Raw genomic sequence first — 21583 nt, 5'->3', positions numbered from 1 at the left:
ATAAAAGGTATGGATTATTTCATTATCAGTGCAATACTGGTTTTTATTTCTGCAATTTTTGGGTACATCAATGTCCGATTTTTAAAGTTGCCCAATACTATTGGCCTGATGCTGATCACCATTGTGTTTACCCTAGCCGTTTTTGTTATAGGTTATGTGGATGACACCCTTTTGAATGCCGAAAGGTATATTATTTCCAAAATCGACTTTAAGACCGTGCTCTTGGATATCATGCTGAGTTTTCTGCTTTTTGCCGGGGCCCTGCATACGAACTTTGAGCAATTGAAGGTGCAGCGATGGCCCATTTTGGTCTTCTCCACCTTGGGCGTTTTGGTCTCTACCTTTTTGGTGGGGACCATCATGTTTTATCTATTGAAAATGATGCCCATGGACGTAAACTATATCCATTGTTTGCTTTTCGGGGCGCTTATTTCCCCAACGGATCCCATCGCGGTTTTGGGAATCTTGAAACAAGTGGGAGCTCCCAAAAAGCTGGAAACCAAAATTGTGGGTGAATCCCTTTTCAACGATGGGGTAGGCGTGGTCGTATTTTTGACGATTTTTAAAATGGCCTCCTCCGGTGGTGCCCCAGTAGAACCCATCGAAATTTTGGAGCTTTTTGGGGTAGAGGTCATTGGTGGTATTCTTTGGGGATTATTGATTGGTTGGGTTACGTACCGAATGATGCGCAGTATAGATGATTACGATATCGAGGTCATTATTACGCTTGCCGCGGTAATGATGGGAACGGTGGTGGCCCAAAAGTTGCATCTTTCCGCACCATTGGCCATGGTAACTGCAGGCTTGGTCGTGGGGAACGATACGGTGCGAAATTCGGCCATGTCCGAAACCACGGAAACTTATGTGGACAAGTTTTGGGAATTGCTAGATATTCTCCTTAACACCTTGTTGTTCGTGCTCATCGGTATGGAGATGTTGGTCATCAGTTTTGAAACCAGTTATATCGTAGCCGGATTGATTGCCATTCCCATCGTGTTGGGATGTCGTTTTTTAAGTTTGTTGATGCCCATAAAGTTTTTTGAGAAACGGTTGGATTTTGTACCCGGAACCAATTTGGTCATGACCTGGGGCGGACTGCGGGGCGGGATATCCATCGCCTTGGCTTTGGGTCTGACGCAGGATATGAATCGGGATTTGTTTTTGGTTATAACCTATGTAGTGGTGGTCTTTTCCATTATTGCCCAAGGTCTCACTGTTGGTAAATTAGTAGAACGCGTTACAAAATGAAACCAAAGGATTATACCGAATTTGAAGCGACACTTTTAGCATCCCATCCACCATCCGATTGGCCAGAGGGACTAAAAGCCCTTTGGTTCGATGCCAAAGGCGACTGGGAAGCATCCCACGACATTGCCCAGGAAATGCATAATTCATTAGGGAGTTGGATCCATGCCTACCTCCACCGAAAGGAGGGCGACCGATTCAATGCCGGCTATTGGTACCGACAGGCAAATAGGCCTTTTTCAAAATTGTCCTTGGAAGAGGAGCTTCGGGAAATTGTGGAATTTGTAATAGAGTAACTGGGATTTCTTTGGATGAAAATCTATGATTACAACGTATTGTGTTTGGAATACCCCGGAGGTTGAATCCCCTTCATCCGCAAATAGCTAACTGCCTGTGCCCTGTGGTGGACCGTATGGTTTTCGGCTCGGAGTATGAGGTCAAGATGGGTATGGCCCTCCAAATACCAAGGTTTTACCTTTTCTCGTCCCTCTTTTAAGAAGTCATCTTTTAATCCCTTCAAATTTGCCAATACATAATCGTGGGTTTCATTGAGATACTCTACAATCATGGCCTTGTTCTCTTCCGGACTGCGTTTTTGGAGACTATCTGCATTAAAGACACTTACGGGGTCCGGAAGGTCAAAAAAGAAAGGTGCATCCTTTAAAACGTTAAAATCGGCATAGGTCTTTTCATCCTTCAACACCCCCAGGAACATGTTATTCGTATACCCGATATGCAAAAAGTGCTGGGCAAAGCTCATTTGCTCCGGACTGGGCCTGAATTCCAAGTCCTCTAAGGGCATGGCATCCAAAACGGCCATTGTATAGCTCCTTGATTTTTCCCATCGGTTTATCAAAATATCCGCAATACTGGAATCCTCTTTTTCCAATTTTGGCATTTTGCTGGCAAGGAGTGTCAGCGGACTTAATCCGAGCCATCCCATCAAAAGTCTTCTTTTTAAATTAGGTTTTGAATTCATACCAATACTGAAAAATTTATAGTTTTATAATTTATAAATCTTTAATATACCCATTTTAAACTAGTGGGTAACCCTTTGGCCCTTTATCAATTGGAGGGCACGGTGGATTTTTCGGTATCAAAATAGTTGGAAAGGATAGAGGCGAGCGCTTCCTCACCGTTTAGGATTCGTTCTATTTTGTCCCAAGTATTCGGGTTGAGGACGGGCACCAAGGGTTGGTCCACTTTTTTTATTTTATGGAATACTTTTTTGATCTTATTGTCCCATACCTTGTGGTATTTTAAAAGATCGTCGGGGTAGACCGTTTTTCGTTTGGTGCCTTCGTTGATGCCTCGGAAAGGGCTGGAAATATTCAGGTACCCATAATCATCTGTCAATTGTTCCCCGCGCTGGATATCGCGAATGGCAATTTCAAAATCGTAGGCAGTGGTAAGACAATTGGAATTGAAACTATGGTTTACGTAACGCCCATGGTCCCAGCAAAGCACCAAGTTTCCGTTGTTGTTTCTATAGGTGTAGGTGTCCAATATTTCCTGATACAGAGGTTCCATATTCTGAAAATCCAAGGGAGTGAACTCCCGGTCCAATTTGTCCAAAACCCAGGTGATGGTCCCTGCGGGAATAAATTTGGTGGCGACGACGCCGTAGCCTACTTCGTTGCTTATAAATCGTAATTCGGTATGCGGGTGAATCATTTTTTTAAATGGTTTTAAGTGTCTCTTTATGAGTTGGTTATAAGAAACATTCTACTCCCAAACCCCATTCGGATTAAAAATTAAAATTAGATTATTTCTCAATACAAATGCAGGGTTCAACGCTATTTTGCTACGGAATTTTTCGACTTTTTTTGAAACCATTTTGTCATAATCTTGGGTGTTCTAAAAGGAGCCTATCGACTGAGAAATCCCATACTTTGTTCATGGAGTTCTAACACTTTTTTGCGTCGGTTTGCATTGATGCCTATTGCAATCCTGTCATTCTGATAGAGCTTCGATACCTATGGAAGCGACGTGGAAGCTAACTTTGATGTAGATTTCTCACACTCCTTTCAGTCGACTTCGACTCCGCTCAGTCTGACAGGTTCGAAATGAAACTTGATAAAAGCGGTTGGACCTGAAAACTCCTTACTTAAAACTGTTATCTGGCATAAAGCTCAAAGAATTCTTCGGTATCCTTGATATCCTCCAATCTTAACATCCAACACACTTCGGACAGATCAGAAAAATCGACCCCGTTTTGCTGCACTGCTTCGTTCAAATACCTACCTTCCTTACCATTATACTTGTTGGAGAGGTCCACCGCCAATTCCCAAACCGATTTCAATTGAGGATCCGTCACTTGCTCCTTCCATTGCGTATAGCCCGGTGTACGGAACCCTGGCGTGCCATTGCCCACGGCATTGCCATCGGGGATTTTGCGATAATCCGTCTGCTGTTTGGCAAAGTCCAAAAGCTCCGGTGTGGTCACTTCCTCGTTCCAATCGCTGTGCTGCACAATGTGGATTCGTTTGGTGGTTTCCAAATCCGGCAGTTTTGACTGTAGGGCCTTTACGAGTTTGGCGGAGAAGTCGGACTGACCCGCCTCCGCAATCCAGATATCACCTTGGGCCTCAAGCGTTGTCATAGCCTTTTGGGCCACTTCTTCCGCAGCGGCTTCCATGCGATTGTGGGCATCGGTCCAGTTTTTACCAAAGGCTTGTTGAAACAAATCATTGGGCGGCACGTACAGTCCCTCTTGAATACCGTAGGTTCCAGCAACGGCATGGTAGTTCACATGCATAAAGTTGGGGTGGGACATGAGCGTTAAAAGTCCGGCTGCTGCTTGAAGATCATCCACATCGGTCTTACAATCAAAATGCATTAACAAGAGGTCTTTTCCCAAATCGAATCTAGGTTGGCCGTTGTATAACTCTAGCGCTTGCAGGTACTTTTGGGCACCGGCCTCGGTCTGGTCGGTTAAAAATCCATTGAGTTCCGGATGGTTTTCATTTATGAAGGTAAGCAGTCGGGTCCTATTGTTTCCAAAGGTTTCATCGTCAAAATCTACATATTCCGTACGTAGACTGGATATTTTGCCATCCTTGAAGGTAATATAATTATCTGTTATAATTGGTTTTTCGTGCAGGAATTGGATGCGGGTATCTATCTTGGAAGCCCGGACCTTTACCGTGCCGTTTTCCTCTTGTACAGTTTCCAGGACTTCGTAGCTGGGGTCAAAAACAGCATCCCATCTTAAGAGTTCCTCATATCCCTCATGGGAATAGGTCATGGTAAAATCACCTTCTTCGGTCACAAGGCTATCCGCCATCAAATTCGGAATTTTAGCATAGTCTGAGGTATCCAACATTCCAAAGTATTCCTTTGCCACTTCCTGGGGAGGTATTTTTTCCGATTGTTTACAGGAAGTAAGTCCGATGGCGCAAAGTACCACTAAAAATAATATTCTATTCATTTTCATTTTTTAAAGGGATTATCCAAACATTTTTTTCCAAGTCGATATGACCGCCCATTTGTTCTTGAATGACCTTATCCGTAATTTGAAGCCCCGTTTCGGCCATGGCCTCAAACGTATCCATGCCGTTATTGGGGAAATTTTGTCGGGTTCTGTGAATATTGAATTTATTGGAAAATTCCCTGCCAAAAGCCTTTTCCACGCCGTTCTTGCCCATCATAAAACCGAGCATACCGCCCCAAGTTGCCGTAGGATTGTCCGAATCCCAGCCCGTGAGCACCCCAATTTTAATGGTTTCCTCCAAATCGCCTTCCCCATAGAACAAACTCACCAAACTGGCGGCAAAATTGATACCCGCGGCAAAACAGCCATTGCAATACAAATTTTGGGAGGTAATGTCGTAGCCGTCCAATTGATGTACCTGATATCTTTCATAAATGGAATCCCGGGTCTGTTCCCAAGGAATTCCGGAATTGTATAAGTCAAGGACATAGTCGTACATTTTGGCGGGATATTCCCCATCTGGCAAGGATTTACGTGCTTCATTGGCCATCCATTGAATGCGTTGAGGCATTTCTTTATCCATAGGCCGACTAGCCAAAGCATACATGCGCACGTAAAATTGGGAGATATCCTCAGCCTCTTGACTGGCTACCGTTCGTATGGGAAGTTCGGCCATTTTAATGGCGACATCCGGTCGGGTAGGAGCGAAAAGTCCGAAAATCTCCGTGGTCAGTTGGGCATCTATCATTTCAAAATGTTCGTTTTTTTCCGGGCTTCCCGTAGCTGGAGGCAAAATCCCTTCTTGCATCAGATCAAAGGCTTTTTGGTTGGACACCCATAAATAATTTTCTTCTTTGGGCCGGATATGTTTTAACCATCCGTCCCTGATCTGTTCCGGGGTTAAAATGGACGTTTGATGGCTATGGAGTAGGTATTGGTACATATATTCAATATCCGTATCATCGTCCGCGCCCCATATTTCAGTAGTGTCCCGAAATACAAAATCAATAGTAGGGGAGAGGTCGCTGGGTTCACCATTGGAAAAAATACTGGGTTGGTCCGGTTTGCCCCAATCTTCACGGGTATAAAACTCGCCCGTTTGTATTTCTCCAATGTTACCGATTTTATCCATTTCCGTTACCAGCCCCGTCCAATTGGCAATGCACTGTGCCAGCCAAAATCCGTAGAGTTGGTCTTTGTACGCATCCCGGGATATGGTAATGGTTTCCGTTTTTACTGCCTCTGCTTTTCCCCTTGTTTCGTTTTTACATGCCAACATGCTTAGGATGAGTGCAGGAACGTATACTAGTTTTGGCTTCATGGAGGAGGATTTACTAAATAGGTTGATTATTCCTTAAAAATAGGGGATAGCTGTTGATTTGGCAACTTTTGGTTTTCTAACGGTCCTTGCAGTCGACTTCGATTCCCATAGCACTTTGCTCAGGGTAGGTCGCTCCGTCTGACAGGTTCGAAATGACAATACATACATAGAAAGAGGCGCAAAGCACCTTACTTCAACCGCATTTCAGGAAACGGGATATAGGTATCATCGCCGGGAACTTTGGGGAATTTCTTGTCCATCCAGTCCTGTTTTTGCTGTTTTAGTTTTTCCCGGTCCGAAGACACAAAGTTCCACAGCAAATAATGTTCCCGCCCCAAGGGTTTGCCCCCGAACAACAATAGCTGCGTGTTTGCCTTCACGTGAATGTCGCAGTGATTTTCCGTTTTGGATATCAGCATTTGGCCGGCCTTGATTTCTTGGTTCTTTTCCAAGACACTGCCCGTGACCACCACAATGGCGATTTCTCCTTCCAGTTCCCCATTGATTTTAATGGTCTTTTCCTCCGGACTTTCAATTTTAAGCATAAATAAGGGTGAATAAACATTTAGGGGCGATTTACGGCCATATCCTTCTCCGGCCACCAGGGTATATTTGGTGTTCCCCTCTTCCCAAATGGGTAAGTCCTCTTTGGGAATGAACTGAAAATTAGGTTCGATCTCCTCCAATTCCTTGGGTAAGGCCACCCACACCTGATAACCGTGCATGGTAAATTCGGTCTCTGTTCGCAAATGTTTCGGTGTGCGTTCTGTGTGTGTCACGGCCTTTCCGGAGGTCATGAAACCTACATCCCCGGGGGTAATGATTTGGTTGGCGCCGGTACTGTCCTTATGGGCCACTTCACCTTCAAATAGGTAGGTCAAGGTACTTAGACCGGTGTGGGGGTGTTGGTCCACGTCCATATAAATACCTTTGCCCAAGGTAGCGGGCCCCATGTGGTCTATGAAGGTAAACGGACCTACTTGTCGCTTTTTACGGACGGGTAGGAGTCGGCCTACGGTAAATTGGCCAATATCCGCAGGTTTTTCATCCACCAGTATTTGATTGTTTGTCATGTTTTTTGGGGATTTTTAGTTTAAAGAGTGCTATAGTATCCTTTTTAAGGAAGTTACTAAAAAACCAGCACGAACTCGTATTATGTTTTTCTTAATTGCAAACCTAATACACGAATAAAGAGTTACCGGATCTTTTTAAGATAGACCTCTGGGACAAATGGATTTGCCTGTAACCTTAGAAAAAAGATAGCAATATAAATACATCCTTAGTATAGGACCATATCATTCAACCTGCATTCTGTACCTCAAAATAACCAGCGTAATTATATAGATCAAAACGATGCCAAACGGAATTACTATAAACCGATACTCCGGAAAAAGATACCATAGCGCAAGCACCAAAATGGTTCTGGTCAACGTGTGAAAGATACCGCTCCAATGTTTGATGATCCAAGAAAATGGCAACCACATCAATCCCGTCAAAATGCCAACGGTCATGGGCAGGGAGGTGTAATCCAAAAGAAAAAAGGGGATGGCTATGGAATATACGAGAATTGCCTGGCCTGCCGTGTAAAGAAATAGGGTGTCGAATTCATTTTTGGGCTTTGTTTTGTCCAAGAAGTTTTCACCGGTGAACTTTGATAGGAACAATCCTAGGTAGACGATACTGCCTGTACCAATAAATATGGACCAAACCGACACAAACTCAGAGAAAAAAATTCCAATGAAACCAATGATGGTCCAAACAATCAATCCTGCCAAGGGCGTTGCAAGAAATTTTTGGTTGGCAAATTCTATGCGTTGTTCTTCGAGTGTTCTGTTCATGACCTATCTCTTATTATTTGTACTCAGTCTTTTATTTCTTCCGATTTCCCCGTGATACCCAAATACTATGGTTTTATCGAAATTTAATTAAAATCTATTCGATTTACAGGAGTAATTTAAATTTGGGCAATATTTGGTTTCACATCTAGCCTTTTTCTTCGATTAACAATCAACAACCAAAAGGACAACAATATCAAACACCCTACCATAAAAAGCGGTACATAGTACATTTGTTGTGTAGGTATATTTATAGCTACCAGCAGGGCTCCCAAGGAAATGATACCCGCAACGACAGCATAACCCATTTCATCGTAGAACCATGCATAGGGGAAGAAATGGGCGCCTGTGATGATGACATAGGTCATCACGAAATAATCTGGATTGTCCTTAAGCACAAAGAACAAAAAGGCAAAATAGAAGAGCTGCGCAAAATTGAGCCACATGCCCAATGGCTGCAAAGGATTCGTTTTGGTCGTCCATTTGGTTTTAAGAATTTTGGATAATCCATATGCTAATGGTAACATAATCATACCTATATAGAATGTCCACATACTTTGAGTAAAGGGTTCTTGTGGCAAGGTCCAGATGTAGGCGATTATGGACCAAACAATTGCCGCAGAAATGATAAAATCGATACCGCTTTTGGTGTTGATTGCCAGTTCTAACTTTAACTTTTTTAAATCCCTTTTGTCCATGATACTTTTGAATTGATTACCCAACAAAAGTAAATTGGTCCAGAGAAAACTAATAATTTGTGCTACCCAAGTGTAGTATTATGGGGATAGGCTGAGTAAATATTACATTAGTACCAAATGAAAGGGCGTAAATAACGTTCTAGTTAAATGTATCTTTCGTATAATTAGTTTTTTAAAAACATCCTCATTTTTTCATTTACCACTTCAGCTCGATCAATGGATAAAAAATGTCCTGCGTTGTGAACAATTTCACCTTTACCATTTGGAAGGGAATTGGCGATTTCAACTGTTTTTTCGGTATTGATCATATCGTCATCACCAATCAATACCAATATGGGCATATGCAAGGATTTCAATTCGTCATTTGAAAAAGGCCGCATGTTCGTGATGAACTTATTTTCTGATTCTAAATCCAATCCTAATGTGTATTGTTTTAAATAGGCGTCGTTAATTTTATCCACATTTTCGGACATACTTTCCAGGCTTTGTTCTATTTGTTTTTCTTTGGAGGCCAGTAAGGTTACAATGTTTTTCAATAAATCCATACTTGGTCTAATCCAAGTAAAGGTTTGGGCCGGACTCAATAAAATTAGGCTTTTGACTTTGCTTTGATTATTTAATGCCAAAGTAACGGCCAACCAACCCCCACGGGAAGCACCAATTAAATGATATTGGTCCAAATCCAAAACATATAAAACCTCTTCATACCAATCCGTTACTTTTTCTACACTTTCAATATCATTATACAAATAGGATTTTCCAGGCTCCAGAATGAAGTCAATGGCGAATACCCTATGGTTCTTACTAAGTGACCCAATATTTGGATACCACATGGTAGAACTGGCATTCATTCCATGCAGTAATACCAAAGGTTCCGCATTTTTTGGACCGCTTACAATAACATGGGCAATTCCATTCGTAGTGGTGATGTATAACTCATCATAGGACACACCCCACAAGCTTAGAGTTTTGTCATAGGCTTTATAATAGGCCTCCTTGGAAGGCGACGGATCGGTGATGTACTCCGGTACTTTTTTGTACTCGGCATATTTGTCGGCACAATTTGTGAATAAAAGTAAAACGGAAAGCAAGCATAACAGTCTCATAATATCGTTTAAAATTAGGAGAAAATATAGTGTAAAAAACCTTTTGAAATACAGGCACGTATTACTGGGTATCGATTAGCCGTTGCATGCTGGGTATAATAGACAAAGTTTCCTAATCTAATATTTTCCCATAATCGACACGGGCTTTTGCCAAGCCTTTAGGATTGGGGTCCAAGTACAATTCATAGCCCTTTAAAAGTTTCACTTTTTTGATTTCGCCCTTTTCAATAGGTATTTCCTCAATGACGTTTCCAGTTTGTTGGATTCTGATGATAAAGAGCCTATCCCGAATATTTTTGACGACGCCATAGCAATCCTCCCCAAAATAGGGGTTTATGGTGGCATCTTGCCCGATACCTTTCCCGGTCATGATCATGCTTTGGGAAGGCTCCAATATGAATTCTGTCTGGGCCGAAACTTCAAAATAGGTAAAGGACAGTAGACAGATAAATAGTATTGATTTTTTCATTTTACTCTTGATATCTAATTAACAATTAGCAGCTCGAGCGTTTCGCACGCATTACTAATGGTTAACGATTTTCTTCTTTTTAAACAACAATGAAATCCAAGATACGATTAATGTAAGTATTGCTCCAATTCCAATCCCATAGCTCAACCACCAAAACCACCGCATGGCAAGTTGACCACCCTGAAATGCTGTTTTTTCCGAAAAAGTGAATGAAAGATTGCCGGCAAGTACATAGGATATTGGAACCCAAAGAATGCCCAACAATAGTATTATTTTCAAGAATCTTGATAGAATTCCATTGAATTTGCTCGAAGGCTCTCTGAGGTCTTTGAAGCCCCAATAGATAGTAAAGGGTAATGAAATCATAACAATCCAAGTTATTAGGGTTCCCAAAGGAATTTCATTGTTTTTATCCAGAGCGATTGTAAGTAACGGGGAACCGGTAACCAAAAGGATGATTACACTCAAATTCAAAAATAGACCACCGAAAAAATATAGCTTTCTTATATTCATTTTTGTACTTGTTGCCAGAAAGAACTTCGTTAAACAACGGTTTTACCTCGAGCAGCACGTTAGTTGCCCCTTCCTTTTAAAGGCCCGGGCAGAATGCCCGCGCCAGCGGGTATAATTTCTATCGGCATTTTATTCCAGTTTGGTCATTTTTACTATTCGTTCAGCCATTTCAACCAAATCTTTTAGGCTTGAGTCTTTACCTTCACTAGATTTTTTGGAAACTCTTTTTCTTAATGGATCTCTATGGATTTCTTCCAAAGCTGTTTTTATATAATGGACATACTCTTCATTTCCATCAGTTCCATTCTTTTTTAACTGCTCAGAAAATCCAACAATGGCTTTTGATAAAACCATTTTATAAGCGTAGTCTTCTATGATGTTCTTTTGTTTCGTGTATTGGTTTGCGCAGAATACCGACCCGATTATAGGCAACGGCAATAATGATATTCTACCAACCAAAACACCTATATTATCTGGATTAGCCTGTAAAATCCAAATCCCTAAACAAACTGTACCAATGAGACAAATCACTGCACCTAATATCCAACTTCCAAAAATCCACTTATTATTTGAATTTTCATATTGTCCTTGGAATGAAGCACTAATTCCCTCAGCTGTTGTATAGTTTAATGCTTTTTTGGATGATTCAATAAGATTATTAGCTTCTTTTAATATTGTTTTTCTCTCTATTTCATATTCGGACAGCTTTCTATTATTTTCCTCAGTTTTCTGTTCCAAATCATCTAGCCTTTTCTCTCTGTCCTGAACTTTATTCGCAAATGATGTAATAAGCTTTTCGTTTGATTTGCTTTCAGTTAGTGACTCCTCAATTTCAGTAAGGTTTTCGGAAGCAGCTTCTTTTATTGATTCTAAATTTGTGTTTATTGATTCTAGAATTTCGGATTGCTTTATCAATTCGGTTTTTCGAGTAATAATTGATTCCAGTTCTCTTTCAATTTCTTTTAGTTTTTCGGTTGTTTTATCTAATTTTTCATCTAAGCTACTGTTACTGTCGTCAATGTCATCTTTTAGTTGTTTAGAATCCACAAGTACTTGCTGAAGTTGTAATTTAATTTTTCGGACTTCTTCGATTTCCGATTCAAATTCCACTTGTCTATCAGAAAAATAACGAACATTAAAACTTCTTAATATAATTTTTAAAGCTTCAAAATGAGGGATATAATTAACAGGATTTTCTATATAAGTCACAATCCGAGTTAAATAAGTTAGGATGTCATTTCGCTCACTATATGTGGAGATTTTAGCAAATTTGGAAGGGTATCTTGTTAATGTTGAAATATCAGTTAAAAGAGCCTCAATTCCACCAATAAGGCCTTTAAAAGTATATTCATTTTCGCTACCATATTTTGTATCGCCATAGCCTCTCAAATTCAAAGCCTTAATTCTTTCTCGAATTTCGTCTCTTTTCTCTCTAATTTGATTGACACTGTTTAATTCCATTACTTTTTCAGATTTGTGCTTACGATTAGAGATTAGCACAATTACAAATAATTCTATTTTAGAGGCTACAATTTACTCAGTTTTGAATTCATTAAATCATTTTAACTCTTTAGTTATCAACGTTATTACCAACAATCCCATCAGAAAAACCCTACCACCAGACTACAAAAAACTTTTCAGAGGTAGTAGGTACTTTTGTGATCCAAAGCATAGGGGCGTTTTGTTGGAGCAGGCGCATGTTTACCTCCAAAATTGTTTCATTCTGGAACATCTAGGCCACGTCTTCTTGAGTAGACACTATCCATTTTTGACCTCTTACTTTAACCCACGTTCCTTTAATACTTTTTCCAAATCATTATGCTTATTTGGATTTTTAAGCATCCGGTAGATAAAAAATAGGGGTATTAACATGGGGATTAGTAATCCAAGTTTTTTGTCCGGTGTTTGGATCCAGGAAAAAACGCCATAAATAAGTATGCCAGCAAGAAAACCTATTGTTATTGCGTTGAAAATTTTAGATTTATAATGTTTCTTTTTTTCGAGCAATAATTCTTCGTCCGTTAATTTATGAAGTTCCTTTTTTTCCATTTGAGCCAACTTTAAATATTCACGTTCTTCTAATAAGAGCGTAGATAGCATTAAGTTCCGTTTTTAAATAACAAGATACTTCTTTCCAACCAGTGAAAAAATACACCGAACCCCTGTGTTATTTGGAGTTATCAACAATAAAATTAGAAAAACCCTACCACCAGACTACAAAACACTTTTCAAAGGTAGTAGGACCTTTTTTGATCCAAAGCATGGGGGCGTTTTGTTGGAGCAGTCGCATGTTTACCTCCAAAATAGTTTCATACTGGGACATCCAGGCCACGTCTTCGTGGGGCGCGACCACCCATTCCGTTTTATAGGGGATATAAAATTCATAGGACTGGAAGTCGGCGCTCCGTAAATCCTCCAAACGCAGCCAATAGCCAACAATACATTGGGGATTTAAGGGGCGGATATTTATGGCCTTACTTTGATACGGCTCAAATAGTTGGGCCTTGTAGCAGGTTTGGTGTCGGATGTTTTGAGTTGGGATGCCTTTTTCGGCCAATGTTTTTTGACCCGCAGGTGAATGCAGCAGTCCAAACTGCTCGTTCTTTATCTTTTCCATTTTGGTAAAGAACATGTCCCGTCGGTTGGGGCCCATCAGCTGGTGTATTGGCTCGGAAATTTGGGGGTTTATGATGTAGAATTTATAGGTCAGCTCCAAATGGATGATGTGTCCCGTTGCGGTTTCCCGCAGGATATAATCGATTTCCCCCAAAGTCTGCTTGCCCTGCCTTACGGGTTCATTGTACAACAAGATTTCATAGGCCAGGGAGGCTTCCAATAATTGTTTGCACACATGCTCCATTTGATGTCCCAACCGAATCTTATGGGGAATGGGGGCAGGGGTGAAGTGGGTAAATTCTACGTAAGGAAATTCGAACTGTGTAATGCCAAACTGGGTCTTGGTCCACAGCGGCGGAGTGTATTGGAATCCTGTAAATTGTCGGGCTAGGTGTGAGGACACGGAGGTTGGTTAAAAGTTTTAAGTTACTAGTTATATGTGAAAATTTAAAAATGAAAAGTGAAAAAATGACAAGTGAAAAATGAAAACTGAAAAATGTAGATTTTACGATCAACCATCAACCATCAACCATCAACCATCAACGCCTGCCCTGAGCGGAGCCGAAGGGATCAACCATCAACTACCAGTAATTGATGACAGCGTTTGGCGAAAGGCTTGTAGTTTAAAGCCTACAGCCAATAGCTAAAATCCCAAAAGCTAAAAGCCAATAGCCAACTGCCAACATCCAATCAACGTTAACATTTCCTAAAAAGCATTCCCATAATACTCAAATATGTTAATTTTAGGGTATGGCTATGAATACAAGAAAAGGATTCCGTTTTGTGCCTTACGAGGCGCCGGAACAAACCCCTTTTGAAAAACTTTTTGATATTTTTCAGGAACTCATAACCCATACTTCGGGCGATTTTGACGAGGCCATCGATTGGCTGCGCGAATTGGACAAGGAGTACGAACTTACGGACGAGAACTACACCATTGAGGATTTTATAGAGGACCTCAAGGATAAGGGCTACATCCAGGAGGAATTCGACCTAGACCCCGATGCGGAGAATGGCGAAATGGGCGAAGACGGTGAGAAAGGTTCTGGAAAAGGTAGTATCTCCATCACTGCTAAAATGGAACGTATCATTCGTCAGCGTGCCCTGGACCAAATATTCGGCAAGCTCAAACGTCAGGGTGCTGGAAACCATAAAACGGGCAAATCCGGACAGGGCGATGAACATACGGGCGATTTTAGGGAATACCGCTACGGTGACGGTCTCGAGCATATTTCCATGACGGAAAGCCTTAAAAACGCTCAGGTGAACCACGGCATAGGCAGTTTTAACCTGAGCGAGGAGGACCTGGTCGTTGAGGATACCCAATACAAGGCCCAGATGAGTACCATCTTGATGATCGATATCAGCCATAGTATGATTCTGTACGGGGAGGACAGGATAACCCCGGCGAAAAAAGTTGCGATGGCCCTATCGGAACTGATTACCACCCGTTATCCCAAGGATACCTTGGAAGTTTTGGTATTTGGGAATGATGCTTGGCCCATTCCCATAAAGGATTTACCCTATTTGAAGGTTGGCCCTTACCATACCAATACAGTGGCTGGATTACAATTGGCAATGGATATGCTGCGACGAAAGCGGAACACAAACAAACAGATTTTTATGATTACCGACGGTAAGCCCAGTTGCCTTCGTTTGCCGGACGGTACCTATTATAAGAACAGCGTGGGATTGGACGATTATATTGTGGAGAAATGCTACAATATGGCCCGGCAGGCCCGAAAACTTCATATTCCCATCACCACGTTCATGATTGCCCAGGACCCGTATTTAATGCAGTTTATCCGGCACTTTACGGAAGCGAACAAGGGAAAGGCCTTCTTTACGGGCCTAAAAGGTCTGGGCGAAATGATTTTTGAGGATTATGAGTCGAACCGAAGGAAAAAACTACGTTAGTTAAAAACATTAGCTAACTAAGTGAAAAATTAAAATTGAAAAGCGGGTAGTGCATAACACCTACAATAGCTAACATAAAGGACAAAAAAGAATATGAGCTTGAACTATAAGGAAATTAAAATATTGGGTGCCTTAAAAAAGGCAGGATATCAATCCAAAAGTATAAAGGACGAACTTAGGGACAACTTGCGTGAACTAATTAAATCGGGTGCGGAGACCTTCACCGGGGTTTGGGGCTATGAGGATTCTGTAATTCCAGAATTGGAAAGGGCCATTTTATCCCGACATAATATTAACCTTTTGGGACTACGCGGACAGGCGAAAACCCGATTAGCACGCTTGATGGTCAACCTGTTGGACGATTATATTCCCGTTGTGGAAGGTTCCGAAATCAACGACGATCCCATGGCGCCCATGTCCCGCTACGCAAGGGAACTGATTGCCCAAAAAGGGGATGAAACACCCATTGCATGGTTGCCAAAAAGTGAGCGATTTTACGAGAAACTGGCCACTCCGGATGTGACCGTGGCCGATCTGATAGGGGACGTAGACCCCATAAAGGCAGCAAACTTAAAATTGTCCTATGCGGATGATCGAGTAATCCATTTTGGAATGATACCTAGGGCCAATCGCTGCATCTTCGTAATCAATGAGCTGCCAGATCTACAGGCGCGTATCCAGGTTTCCTTGTTCAATATTTTGGAGGAGGGCGATATACAGATTCGTGGGTTTAAACTCCGATTGCCTTTGGATATTCAGTTTGTATTCACTGCAAATCCTGAGGATTATACCAATCGGGGAAGTATCGTGACGCCGTTGAAGGACCGGATCGGTTCCCAAATCCTTACCCACTATCCCGATGATATTGAAACAGCCCGAAAAATTACGGAACAAGAGGCACATTTGGATTCCAGACAAACCGATGCCGTTTACGTGCCAGACCTGGCCAAGGACCTTTTGGAACAGATTAGTTTTGAGGCCCGGAACAGTGAATATGTGGACGCGAAGAGTGGGGTAAGTGCCCGTACTAGCATCACGGCCTTTGAAAACCTTTTAAGCACCGCTGAACGCCGGGCCTTGTTGACCGGGGCGGAGAATACCGCAGTGCGGTTGAGCGATTTTTTAGGGGTAATTCCAGCAATAACCGGTAAAATTGAATTGGTCTATGAAGGCGAGCAAGAAGGGGCGGACGTCGTTGCCGAAATCCTTATAGACGAAGCCGTCAAATCGCTTTTTCCGGAATTTTTCCCCCAGATTAACAAATTACAGCGCAAGGATGAAGAGACGCCGTATGATGAGCTATTGCATTGGTTTTTTCAGGGAGAAGGTTTTGAACTTCTAGATGATTTTACGGACGAGGAATACAAAAGGGCATTGGACGGCATACCGCCACTGAATGAGTTAATAAAGACTTATCAGCCGGAGTACCCAAAGAGAGATGTCTATTTTCTAAAGGAACTGTTGCTTTGGGGTTTGGTATCGCATAAAAAGCTCAATAAACATCGGTTTTCAGAAGGCTATCAGTTCAAGGATTTATATAGCAGTTTTTTAAAGGACATATAAAAAAATCCCTTCCAATTTTGGAAGGGATTTTTAATTTGATTGGTTATGGTTGTTTCCTAAGAGTTCCAGGTATCTATGTGCTGGTTCCTATCATCAAAAACATAGGTTCCTACAAATTGCTTGCGATAGCTATACGTAAGGAACGTAAGGCCGAACAGCATTGTATACAGTACAAACATTAAGATTCCAATGGGAAGAAAGGTCACCGGAATCAAATGGTTTTCATAATCGCTATAGGATAACAGCGTAATTAAAGTCTCAATAATTTTAAATAGGTAGACCAGGCTGACGATGTAAAGTCCGTATTCCAAATTTCGCATGGGAACATCGCTCAACTCCCTTTCCCTAATTTTAAACCACATCACGTATAAAAAAACGAGATGTACCAAGGAAAGGATTGGGAAAATATAATTGTCTACCTTAAAAAAGTAGAACTTGTTGGTGTAAAGTCCGTAAAAACTGAACACATTGAGTAGAACGATACTGATCAAGGATAAAAGCAGCGTAAGCTTCCAAGAAAAAACCCTTTTTATGGTACTGAGCATATTTGATCTTTCGGTATTGAATATGATTGATTCCTTATAAAACGGAAACAACTTTGGTTTATTCTAAAAACTCGATGAACGGTACGTTCTTCTTTTAAAAGGGAAATTTTAACTTTAATACTCTAATTTTCAAAACTTTATGAAATCCATTTTTTAGCTATGGCCTTGTTGGAGAATACAATTAGGGCTATGGCGATGACCAAGATCATGATGGGCATAATCATCGCATTTGGCCCATAGACTTCAAAAGTATCGCTCATAAAAAAGTTATAACTCATTTGTCCCAAAAGCCCAAGCAAGGAAATAACGAATAACGGCTTGGCCCATTTTTTCCGTAGAAGTAGAAAAATACATGCAATGGTACCGCCCCAAACGGCGATTGCGAACGCTGCAGTAACCCAGGCAGGTTGTGTTTCATATAGATTTCGTTCCGCCTCCGTCATCGCGGCGCGCACTTCATCGGACATGTACGCCTGTCCGATATAGGCCATCGCTCCGGCCAAATTCCAAAGTAATGCCAAAACACTTACGATCCAAAACCACGCAGGTGGTTTTATTTTAGTTTCAGTTGTCATAATTATTGGTTTTGATTAGTTGTGTTTAAATTACAAAAAAGTTGTAAGCAATGAACGATCCTTCTTATTTTAGATCCATACTCCAAAAATGAAAAGAACCCGTTACTTTTATCTGATTCGTATCCAATATTTAGGATTTAGATACAGCGGATGGCAAAAACAGCCTGGCCGAAAGACTGTTGAAGGCATGTTGGACAAAACGTTCAAACACGTACTTCCAGATGCAAAGTTCAAAATTTTGGGTTCCGGACGTACCGATTCCAAGGTTTCCGCCTTGGATGGCGTTTTTGAACTGTTTTTGGATGATACGCCCTTGCCCGATTTTGAAACCTTTTTACCTATCTTTAATAGGAACCTTCCACCGGATATTCGTGCGTTGGACATCAAATCCGTTTCCAAGGATTTCAATATCATCAAAAACAGCAAATCTAAGGAATATGTATACCTATTTTCCTACGGGGAAAAGAACCATCCCTTTTGTGCGCCTTTTCTTTACAATGTCATTGAAAACCTTAACATTTCACTGATGAAAGAGGTCGCACCCCATTTTGTGGGTACGCATGACTTTTCTACATATACAGCCCGATTAAAACCCAATACGCAGGTTATACGGACCGTAGACTATTGTGAAATTTTGGAAAACGACCTAATATACGGTTCCTTTTTTCCCAATAATAGCTATAAACTTGTGGTTAGGGGACAAGGGTTTATGCGCTACCAAATTAGAATGATCATGGGCGCCTTGATCCAATTGGGCAAAGGCGAACTCGGGGAGCAGGAAATTCTGGATTCCCTAAATCCCGATATAAAATTAAGATTGACTACCGTAGCCCCTGGCTCAGGACTCATATTGAACGAGGTAAAATTCGATTGATACGACTTGGGGCTTTTGACTATATTTAAATAAATTTCCGGTATGGTGAAAAGAAAAATTGGATTGCCAAAAAGAAAGAAAAAGGTATCGCGTGTTCGGGAAAAAGTAGGTGCCGCCCCGGGAACGGTCAGTTATTTGGGTACTAAGGAGAAGTCGGAAAGTCTCGTATTCATTACCACCTACGATTCAGAAGAGGTGGAGACCCAGGAACATAAACGATTGGAAGATATCCTCCAATATCAAAAGGACCCACGAACATCTTGGATCAATGTTATTGGCATTACGGATGTACGTTTTATAGAGGAATTGGGGCAGGGTTTCGCCCTGAACAACCTCCTTTTGGAGGATGCCGTGGATACGGACCAACGTCCAAAAATCGACGAATATGATGGTTATATTTTTGGGGTTTTTAAAATGCTCTATTTGAACGAAAACGATGAAATTGTTCCTGAACATATCGCTATGGTACTCATGACGAATTCCGTGCTGGTTTTTCAGGAAGTCAAGGATGATGTTTTCAACGGGGTGCGGAATAGAATAAACTCAAAATCCGGACGAATACGGAGTCGAGGTGCAGATTATTTGTTCTTCGCACTCTTGGATGCCATCATCGACAATTATTTTTTGGTTCTGGAGCACATTAATCACCGTATTGAACTCTTGGAGGATGAAGTCTATGCCGACCCAAAACCGGAGGTGGCCCACCAAATACAACTGTTAAAGAAAGAGGTATTGAAAATACGACGCTGGGTCTTCCCCGTAAAGGAGTTGGTGAGCAGGCTGATCGATTCTGAAAGCCCCCTGATCAAACACGATACCAAGTTATTTCTACGGGACGCTTTGGACCACTCCCTGGAAATAAACGAAACACTTCAGATTTACAGGGAAATGAGTATGAGCCTTATGGAAATGTACATGAGCAACATGAGCAATAAAATGAACGAGGTGATGAAGGTATTGACCATTATGGCGTCCATTTTCATTCCACTGACCTTTATTGCGGGTATCTATGGTATGAATTTCGAACACATGCCGGAACTACATTATAAATATGGGTATTATGCAGTTTGGGCCGTAATGGTCCTGCTTTTCATAGGAATGATGGTCTATTTTAAAAGAAAGGACTGGCTGTAGAAAATTGTCCGATCAATCGAATAGATCTGAGGAAAGATAACGGTCACCCCTATCGCACACGATGGATACAATGACACCACTTTCCAATTGCTCGGCCAAACGAAGTGCCACTGTAGCGGCCCCTCCAGAACTCATACCGGAAAAAATGCCTTCTTCCTTGGCCAATCGTTTTGCCATTTCCACCGCTTCTGCCTCACTGACTTCCATCACCGTATCCACTTTGGAGGCATCGAATATTTTGGGTAGGTATTCTTTTGGCCATTTACGTATGCCGGGTATTTTAGAGTTGTCCGTGGGTTGTACCCCAACAATCTGAATATCCTTATTTTTCTCCTTTAGGAACGTTGATGTTCCCATAATGGTGCCCGTTGTCCCCATGGAGGAAACGAAATGGGTGACGGTACCTTGGGTGTCCCTCCAGATCTCGGGTCCGGTGGTCATGTAATGTGCCTTCCAGTTGTCGTCGTTGGCAAATTGGTTGACCATGACAAAACCTTCTTTTTCGACCTTGTTTTCGGCATAATCGCGGGCACCCTCGATACCTATATCGGATGGTGTTAGGGTCACTTTTGCACCATAGGCGCGCATAGTTTGTACCCGTTCCTTGGTTGAATTTTCGGGCATTACGAGTTCAATGTCCAATCCGAATATTCCTGCTATCATCGCCAAAGCAATGCCCGTATTTCCGCTGGTAGCCTCAATGAGTTTGTCTGTCGGTTTTAAACTTCCACGTTCAAGTCCGCTTTTGATCATATTATAGGCGGCCCTATCCTTTACACTGCCTCCTGGGTTATGGCCCTCCATTTTAAACAGTAGTTTAACGTTGGGATTGGTGTTCATTACTTTGGATTCCACCAACGGGGTGTTTCCAATAAGGTCAAGAATCGAATTAGACATCGGTCTGGGTTTTGATTTTTATTTCTGGGGAGTGGTAAACGGTGCTATTTGCTGGAACCGATGACGTCAGCCAAGCATTTCCCCCAATAATACTGTTGGCACCAATGACCGTATTCCCTCCTAAAATCGTGGCATTGGCATAGATTGTAACGTTGTCCTCAATAGTGGGATGCCTTTTCGTCTGCTGCAAATGTTTGGCCACATACAGCCCGCCCAGCGTGACACCCTGATAGATTTTCACATGGTTTTTAATGATGGCCGTCTCGCCGATGACAACACCTGTTCCATGGTCGATATGGAAGGAATCGCCAATTTGGGCGCCTGGGTTGATGTCCACACCGGTTTGGCGATGGGCATATTCTGTCATTAATCGGGGTACCAAGGGAAAACCTATGGTATAGAGCTCATGGGCAAGCCTGTAAATGGCAATGGCATAAAAACCGGGATAGGCCATATAAACCTCCTCAATGGAAAGGGATGCAGGGTCGCAGTTAACCGTGGCTTCCGCATCCATGTTCAATTTTTCAAGAATGCCGGGTAGCTTTTGCACATAATTTCCCCAAATTTTCTTGCAGGGTTTTTGACAATCCCAACAAGCCAAATCTACAAGATTGTCGAATTGCGCTTCTAGTTTTTCCAAGTTATCCGCCACGGGGATTTCAATATCGAACAAGGTATGGAAAAGGAGGTCCGTAAAGGCTTCGGTATCTTTCTTCAACTGAAACCGCAGGTTTGGCTGCTTCTTGTGAAGTTTTATTTTTTCAACGATGGATGGGTGGCTCATTGGCTTGGTTTATCTTTCAAAATTAACCATTAATTCAAAAGGTCTTCCTCGCAAATGG

At 41.8% G+C, this 21583-nt stretch carries 23 protein-coding genes; 6 read left to right on the top strand and 17 right to left on the bottom strand.

The genetic code is table 11. The features are described 5' to 3' along the window. The first annotated feature begins 9 nt into the window (after positions 1-9). Positions 10-1248, top strand: a complete 1239-nt coding sequence (locus tag PP181_RS11745) for a cation:proton antiporter (protein ID WP_272637263.1) — start codon at positions 10-12, stop codon at positions 1246-1248. Next, the gene (locus PP181_RS11740) at positions 1245-1541 is read left to right on the top strand and encodes a hypothetical protein (RefSeq protein WP_272637262.1); all 297 of its coding nucleotides are present in this window, start codon (positions 1245-1247) and stop codon (positions 1539-1541) included. The genes PP181_RS11745 and PP181_RS11740 overlap by 4 nt, the downstream gene beginning before the upstream one ends. Positions 1542-1570: 29 nt before the next feature. Here PP181_RS11740 and PP181_RS11735 read toward each other — a convergent pair whose 3' ends face one another. The 13 genes from PP181_RS11735 to PP181_RS11675 all read right to left on the bottom strand — a co-directional run bounded on the left by PP181_RS11735 (position 1571) and on the right by PP181_RS11675 (position 13639). Then, positions 1571-2224, bottom strand: a complete 654-nt coding sequence (locus PP181_RS11735; protein ID WP_272637261.1) for a DinB family protein — start codon at positions 2222-2224, stop codon at positions 1571-1573. Between the two features lie 86 nt (positions 2225-2310). Continuing rightward, the gene (locus tag PP181_RS11730) at positions 2311-2919 is read right to left on the bottom strand and encodes an SET domain-containing protein (RefSeq protein ID WP_272637260.1); all 609 of its coding nucleotides are present in this window, start codon (positions 2917-2919) and stop codon (positions 2311-2313) included. Between the two features lie 442 nt (positions 2920-3361). Further along, complete coding sequence (locus PP181_RS11725; protein WP_272637259.1) at positions 3362-4675, bottom strand: hypothetical protein; 1314 nt, start codon at positions 4673-4675, stop codon at positions 3362-3364. After that, positions 4668-5999, bottom strand: coding sequence for an ADP-ribosylglycohydrolase family protein (locus tag PP181_RS11720; protein ID WP_272637258.1), 1332 nt, complete (start codon positions 5997-5999; stop codon positions 4668-4670). The genes PP181_RS11725 and PP181_RS11720 overlap by 8 nt, the downstream gene beginning before the upstream one ends. Positions 6000-6187: 188 nt before the next feature. After that, positions 6188-7072, bottom strand: coding sequence for a pirin family protein (locus PP181_RS11715; protein ID WP_272637257.1), 885 nt, complete (start codon positions 7070-7072; stop codon positions 6188-6190). 222 nt (positions 7073-7294) lie between these two features. Next, entirely contained in the window at positions 7295-7837 is a 543-nt protein-coding gene (locus PP181_RS11710) for a DUF7010 family protein (RefSeq protein WP_272637256.1), read from the bottom strand. Positions 7838-7953: 116 nt separating this feature from the next. Further along, positions 7954-8532 (bottom strand): DUF7010 family protein, encoded by a 579-nt coding sequence (locus PP181_RS11705; protein WP_272637255.1) that lies wholly within the window; start codon positions 8530-8532, stop codon positions 7954-7956. A gap of 164 nt (positions 8533-8696) precedes the next feature. Next, a complete protein-coding gene (locus PP181_RS11700) occupies positions 8697-9638 on the bottom strand; it encodes an alpha/beta fold hydrolase (protein WP_272637254.1) in 942 nt (313 codons plus the stop codon). Between the two features lie 112 nt (positions 9639-9750). Then, entirely contained in the window at positions 9751-10107 is a 357-nt protein-coding gene (locus PP181_RS11695) for a hypothetical protein (RefSeq protein WP_272637253.1), read from the bottom strand. Between the two features lie 54 nt (positions 10108-10161). Further along, a complete protein-coding gene (locus tag PP181_RS11690) occupies positions 10162-10620 on the bottom strand; it encodes a hypothetical protein (protein ID WP_272637252.1) in 459 nt (152 codons plus the stop codon). Positions 10621-10749: 129 nt separating this feature from the next. Continuing rightward, a complete protein-coding gene (locus tag PP181_RS11685; protein WP_272637251.1) occupies positions 10750-12081 on the bottom strand; it encodes a hypothetical protein in 1332 nt (443 codons plus the stop codon). A gap of 315 nt (positions 12082-12396) precedes the next feature. Then, positions 12397-12669, bottom strand: coding sequence for a hypothetical protein (locus PP181_RS11680; protein WP_272637250.1), 273 nt, complete (start codon positions 12667-12669; stop codon positions 12397-12399). 154 nt (positions 12670-12823) lie between these two features. Further along, positions 12824-13639 (bottom strand): DUF1853 family protein, encoded by an 816-nt coding sequence (locus PP181_RS11675; protein ID WP_272637249.1) that lies wholly within the window; start codon positions 13637-13639, stop codon positions 12824-12826. A gap of 347 nt (positions 13640-13986) precedes the next feature. On the opposite strand from PP181_RS11675, the gene PP181_RS11670 reads away from it, so the two are divergent. Then, positions 13987-15153 carry a vWA domain-containing protein gene (locus PP181_RS11670; RefSeq protein WP_272637248.1) on the top strand — a complete coding sequence of 389 codons (1167 nt, stop codon included), beginning with the start codon at positions 13987-13989 and terminating at the stop codon, positions 15151-15153. A 93-nt stretch (positions 15154-15246) separates the two neighbouring features. Continuing rightward, positions 15247-16716, top strand: coding sequence for a magnesium chelatase (locus tag PP181_RS11665; protein ID WP_272637247.1), 1470 nt, complete (start codon positions 15247-15249; stop codon positions 16714-16716). A gap of 56 nt (positions 16717-16772) precedes the next feature. On the opposite strand, the gene PP181_RS11660 is transcribed toward PP181_RS11665, so the two are convergent. Both PP181_RS11660 and PP181_RS11655 read right to left on the bottom strand, forming a co-directional pair. Next, complete coding sequence (locus PP181_RS11660) at positions 16773-17261, bottom strand: hypothetical protein (RefSeq protein ID WP_272637246.1); 489 nt, start codon at positions 17259-17261, stop codon at positions 16773-16775. Positions 17262-17398: 137 nt separating this feature from the next. Then, positions 17399-17836: a hypothetical protein gene (locus tag PP181_RS11655; protein WP_272637245.1), complete on the bottom strand. Its 438-nt coding sequence runs from the start codon at positions 17834-17836 to the stop codon at positions 17399-17401. Between the two features lie 88 nt (positions 17837-17924). Between PP181_RS11655 and PP181_RS11650 the strand changes: the two genes are divergently transcribed. Both PP181_RS11650 and corA read left to right on the top strand, forming a co-directional pair. Then, positions 17925-18710 carry a tRNA pseudouridine synthase A gene (locus tag PP181_RS11650; RefSeq protein ID WP_272637244.1) on the top strand — a complete coding sequence of 262 codons (786 nt, stop codon included), beginning with the start codon at positions 17925-17927 and terminating at the stop codon, positions 18708-18710. A 42-nt stretch (positions 18711-18752) separates the two neighbouring features. Next, positions 18753-19844, top strand: coding sequence for a magnesium/cobalt transporter CorA (corA, locus tag PP181_RS11645; RefSeq protein WP_272637243.1), 1092 nt, complete (start codon positions 18753-18755; stop codon positions 19842-19844). Between the two features lie 12 nt (positions 19845-19856). Here corA and cysM read toward each other — a convergent pair whose 3' ends face one another. Further along, a complete protein-coding gene (gene cysM / locus PP181_RS11640; RefSeq protein ID WP_272637242.1) occupies positions 19857-20741 on the bottom strand; it encodes a cysteine synthase CysM in 885 nt (294 codons plus the stop codon). Next, positions 20734-21525 (bottom strand): serine O-acetyltransferase EpsC, encoded by a 792-nt coding sequence (epsC, locus tag PP181_RS11635; RefSeq protein ID WP_272637241.1) that lies wholly within the window; start codon positions 21523-21525, stop codon positions 20734-20736. Before epsC ends, cysM begins: the two co-directional genes overlap by 8 nt. Positions 21526-21583 lie beyond the last annotated feature (58 nt).

The sequence above is a fragment of the Maribacter sp. PR66 genome, assembly GCF_028464205.1.
In the GTDB taxonomy this organism is placed as follows: Bacteria; Bacteroidota; Bacteroidia; order Flavobacteriales; family Flavobacteriaceae; genus Maribacter; species Maribacter flavus.
Note: the sequence above shows the minus strand (reverse complement) of the source record. Positions and strands in the feature narration are given on the sequence as shown.

Bases quoted from the DNA above. Each gene is read 5' to 3' on its own strand.
- PP181_RS11745 (WP_272637263.1), top strand. From the start codon at position 10: ATGGATTATTTCATTATCAGTGCAATACTGGTTTTTATTTCTGCAATT.
- PP181_RS11740 (WP_272637262.1), top strand. From the start codon at position 1,245: ATGAAACCAAAGGATTATACCGAATTTGAAGCGACACTTTTAGCATCC.
- PP181_RS11735 (WP_272637261.1), bottom strand. From the start codon at position 2,224: ATGAATTCAAAACCTAATTTAAAAAGAAGACTTTTGATGGGATGGCTC.
- PP181_RS11730 (WP_272637260.1), bottom strand. From the start codon at position 2,919: ATGATTCACCCGCATACCGAATTACGATTTATAAGCAACGAAGTAGGC.
- PP181_RS11725 (WP_272637259.1), bottom strand. From the start codon at position 4,675: ATGAATAGAATATTATTTTTAGTGGTACTTTGCGCCATCGGACTTACT.
- PP181_RS11720 (WP_272637258.1), bottom strand. From the start codon at position 5,999: ATGAAGCCAAAACTAGTATACGTTCCTGCACTCATCCTAAGCATGTTG.
- PP181_RS11715 (WP_272637257.1), bottom strand. From the start codon at position 7,072: ATGACAAACAATCAAATACTGGTGGATGAAAAACCTGCGGATATTGGC.
- PP181_RS11710 (WP_272637256.1), bottom strand. From the start codon at position 7,837: ATGAACAGAACACTCGAAGAACAACGCATAGAATTTGCCAACCAAAAA.
- PP181_RS11705 (WP_272637255.1), bottom strand. From the start codon at position 8,532: ATGGACAAAAGGGATTTAAAAAAGTTAAAGTTAGAACTGGCAATCAAC.
- PP181_RS11700 (WP_272637254.1), bottom strand. From the start codon at position 9,638: ATGAGACTGTTATGCTTGCTTTCCGTTTTACTTTTATTCACAAATTGT.
- PP181_RS11695 (WP_272637253.1), bottom strand. From the start codon at position 10,107: ATGAAAAAATCAATACTATTTATCTGTCTACTGTCCTTTACCTATTTT.
- PP181_RS11690 (WP_272637252.1), bottom strand. From the start codon at position 10,620: ATGAATATAAGAAAGCTATATTTTTTCGGTGGTCTATTTTTGAATTTG.
- PP181_RS11685 (WP_272637251.1), bottom strand. From the start codon at position 12,081: ATGGAATTAAACAGTGTCAATCAAATTAGAGAGAAAAGAGACGAAATT.
- PP181_RS11680 (WP_272637250.1), bottom strand. From the start codon at position 12,669: ATGGAAAAAAAGGAACTTCATAAATTAACGGACGAAGAATTATTGCTC.
- PP181_RS11670 (WP_272637248.1), top strand. From the start codon at position 13,987: ATGGCTATGAATACAAGAAAAGGATTCCGTTTTGTGCCTTACGAGGCG.
- PP181_RS11665 (WP_272637247.1), top strand. From the start codon at position 15,247: ATGAGCTTGAACTATAAGGAAATTAAAATATTGGGTGCCTTAAAAAAG.
- PP181_RS11660 (WP_272637246.1), bottom strand. From the start codon at position 17,261: ATGCTCAGTACCATAAAAAGGGTTTTTTCTTGGAAGCTTACGCTGCTT.
- PP181_RS11655 (WP_272637245.1), bottom strand. From the start codon at position 17,836: ATGACAACTGAAACTAAAATAAAACCACCTGCGTGGTTTTGGATCGTA.
- PP181_RS11650 (WP_272637244.1), top strand. From the start codon at position 17,925: ATGAAAAGAACCCGTTACTTTTATCTGATTCGTATCCAATATTTAGGA.
- corA (WP_272637243.1), top strand. From the start codon at position 18,753: ATGGTGAAAAGAAAAATTGGATTGCCAAAAAGAAAGAAAAAGGTATCG.
- cysM (WP_272637242.1), bottom strand. From the start codon at position 20,741: ATGTCTAATTCGATTCTTGACCTTATTGGAAACACCCCGTTGGTGGAA.
- epsC (WP_272637241.1), bottom strand. From the start codon at position 21,525: ATGAGCCACCCATCCATCGTTGAAAAAATAAAACTTCACAAGAAGCAG.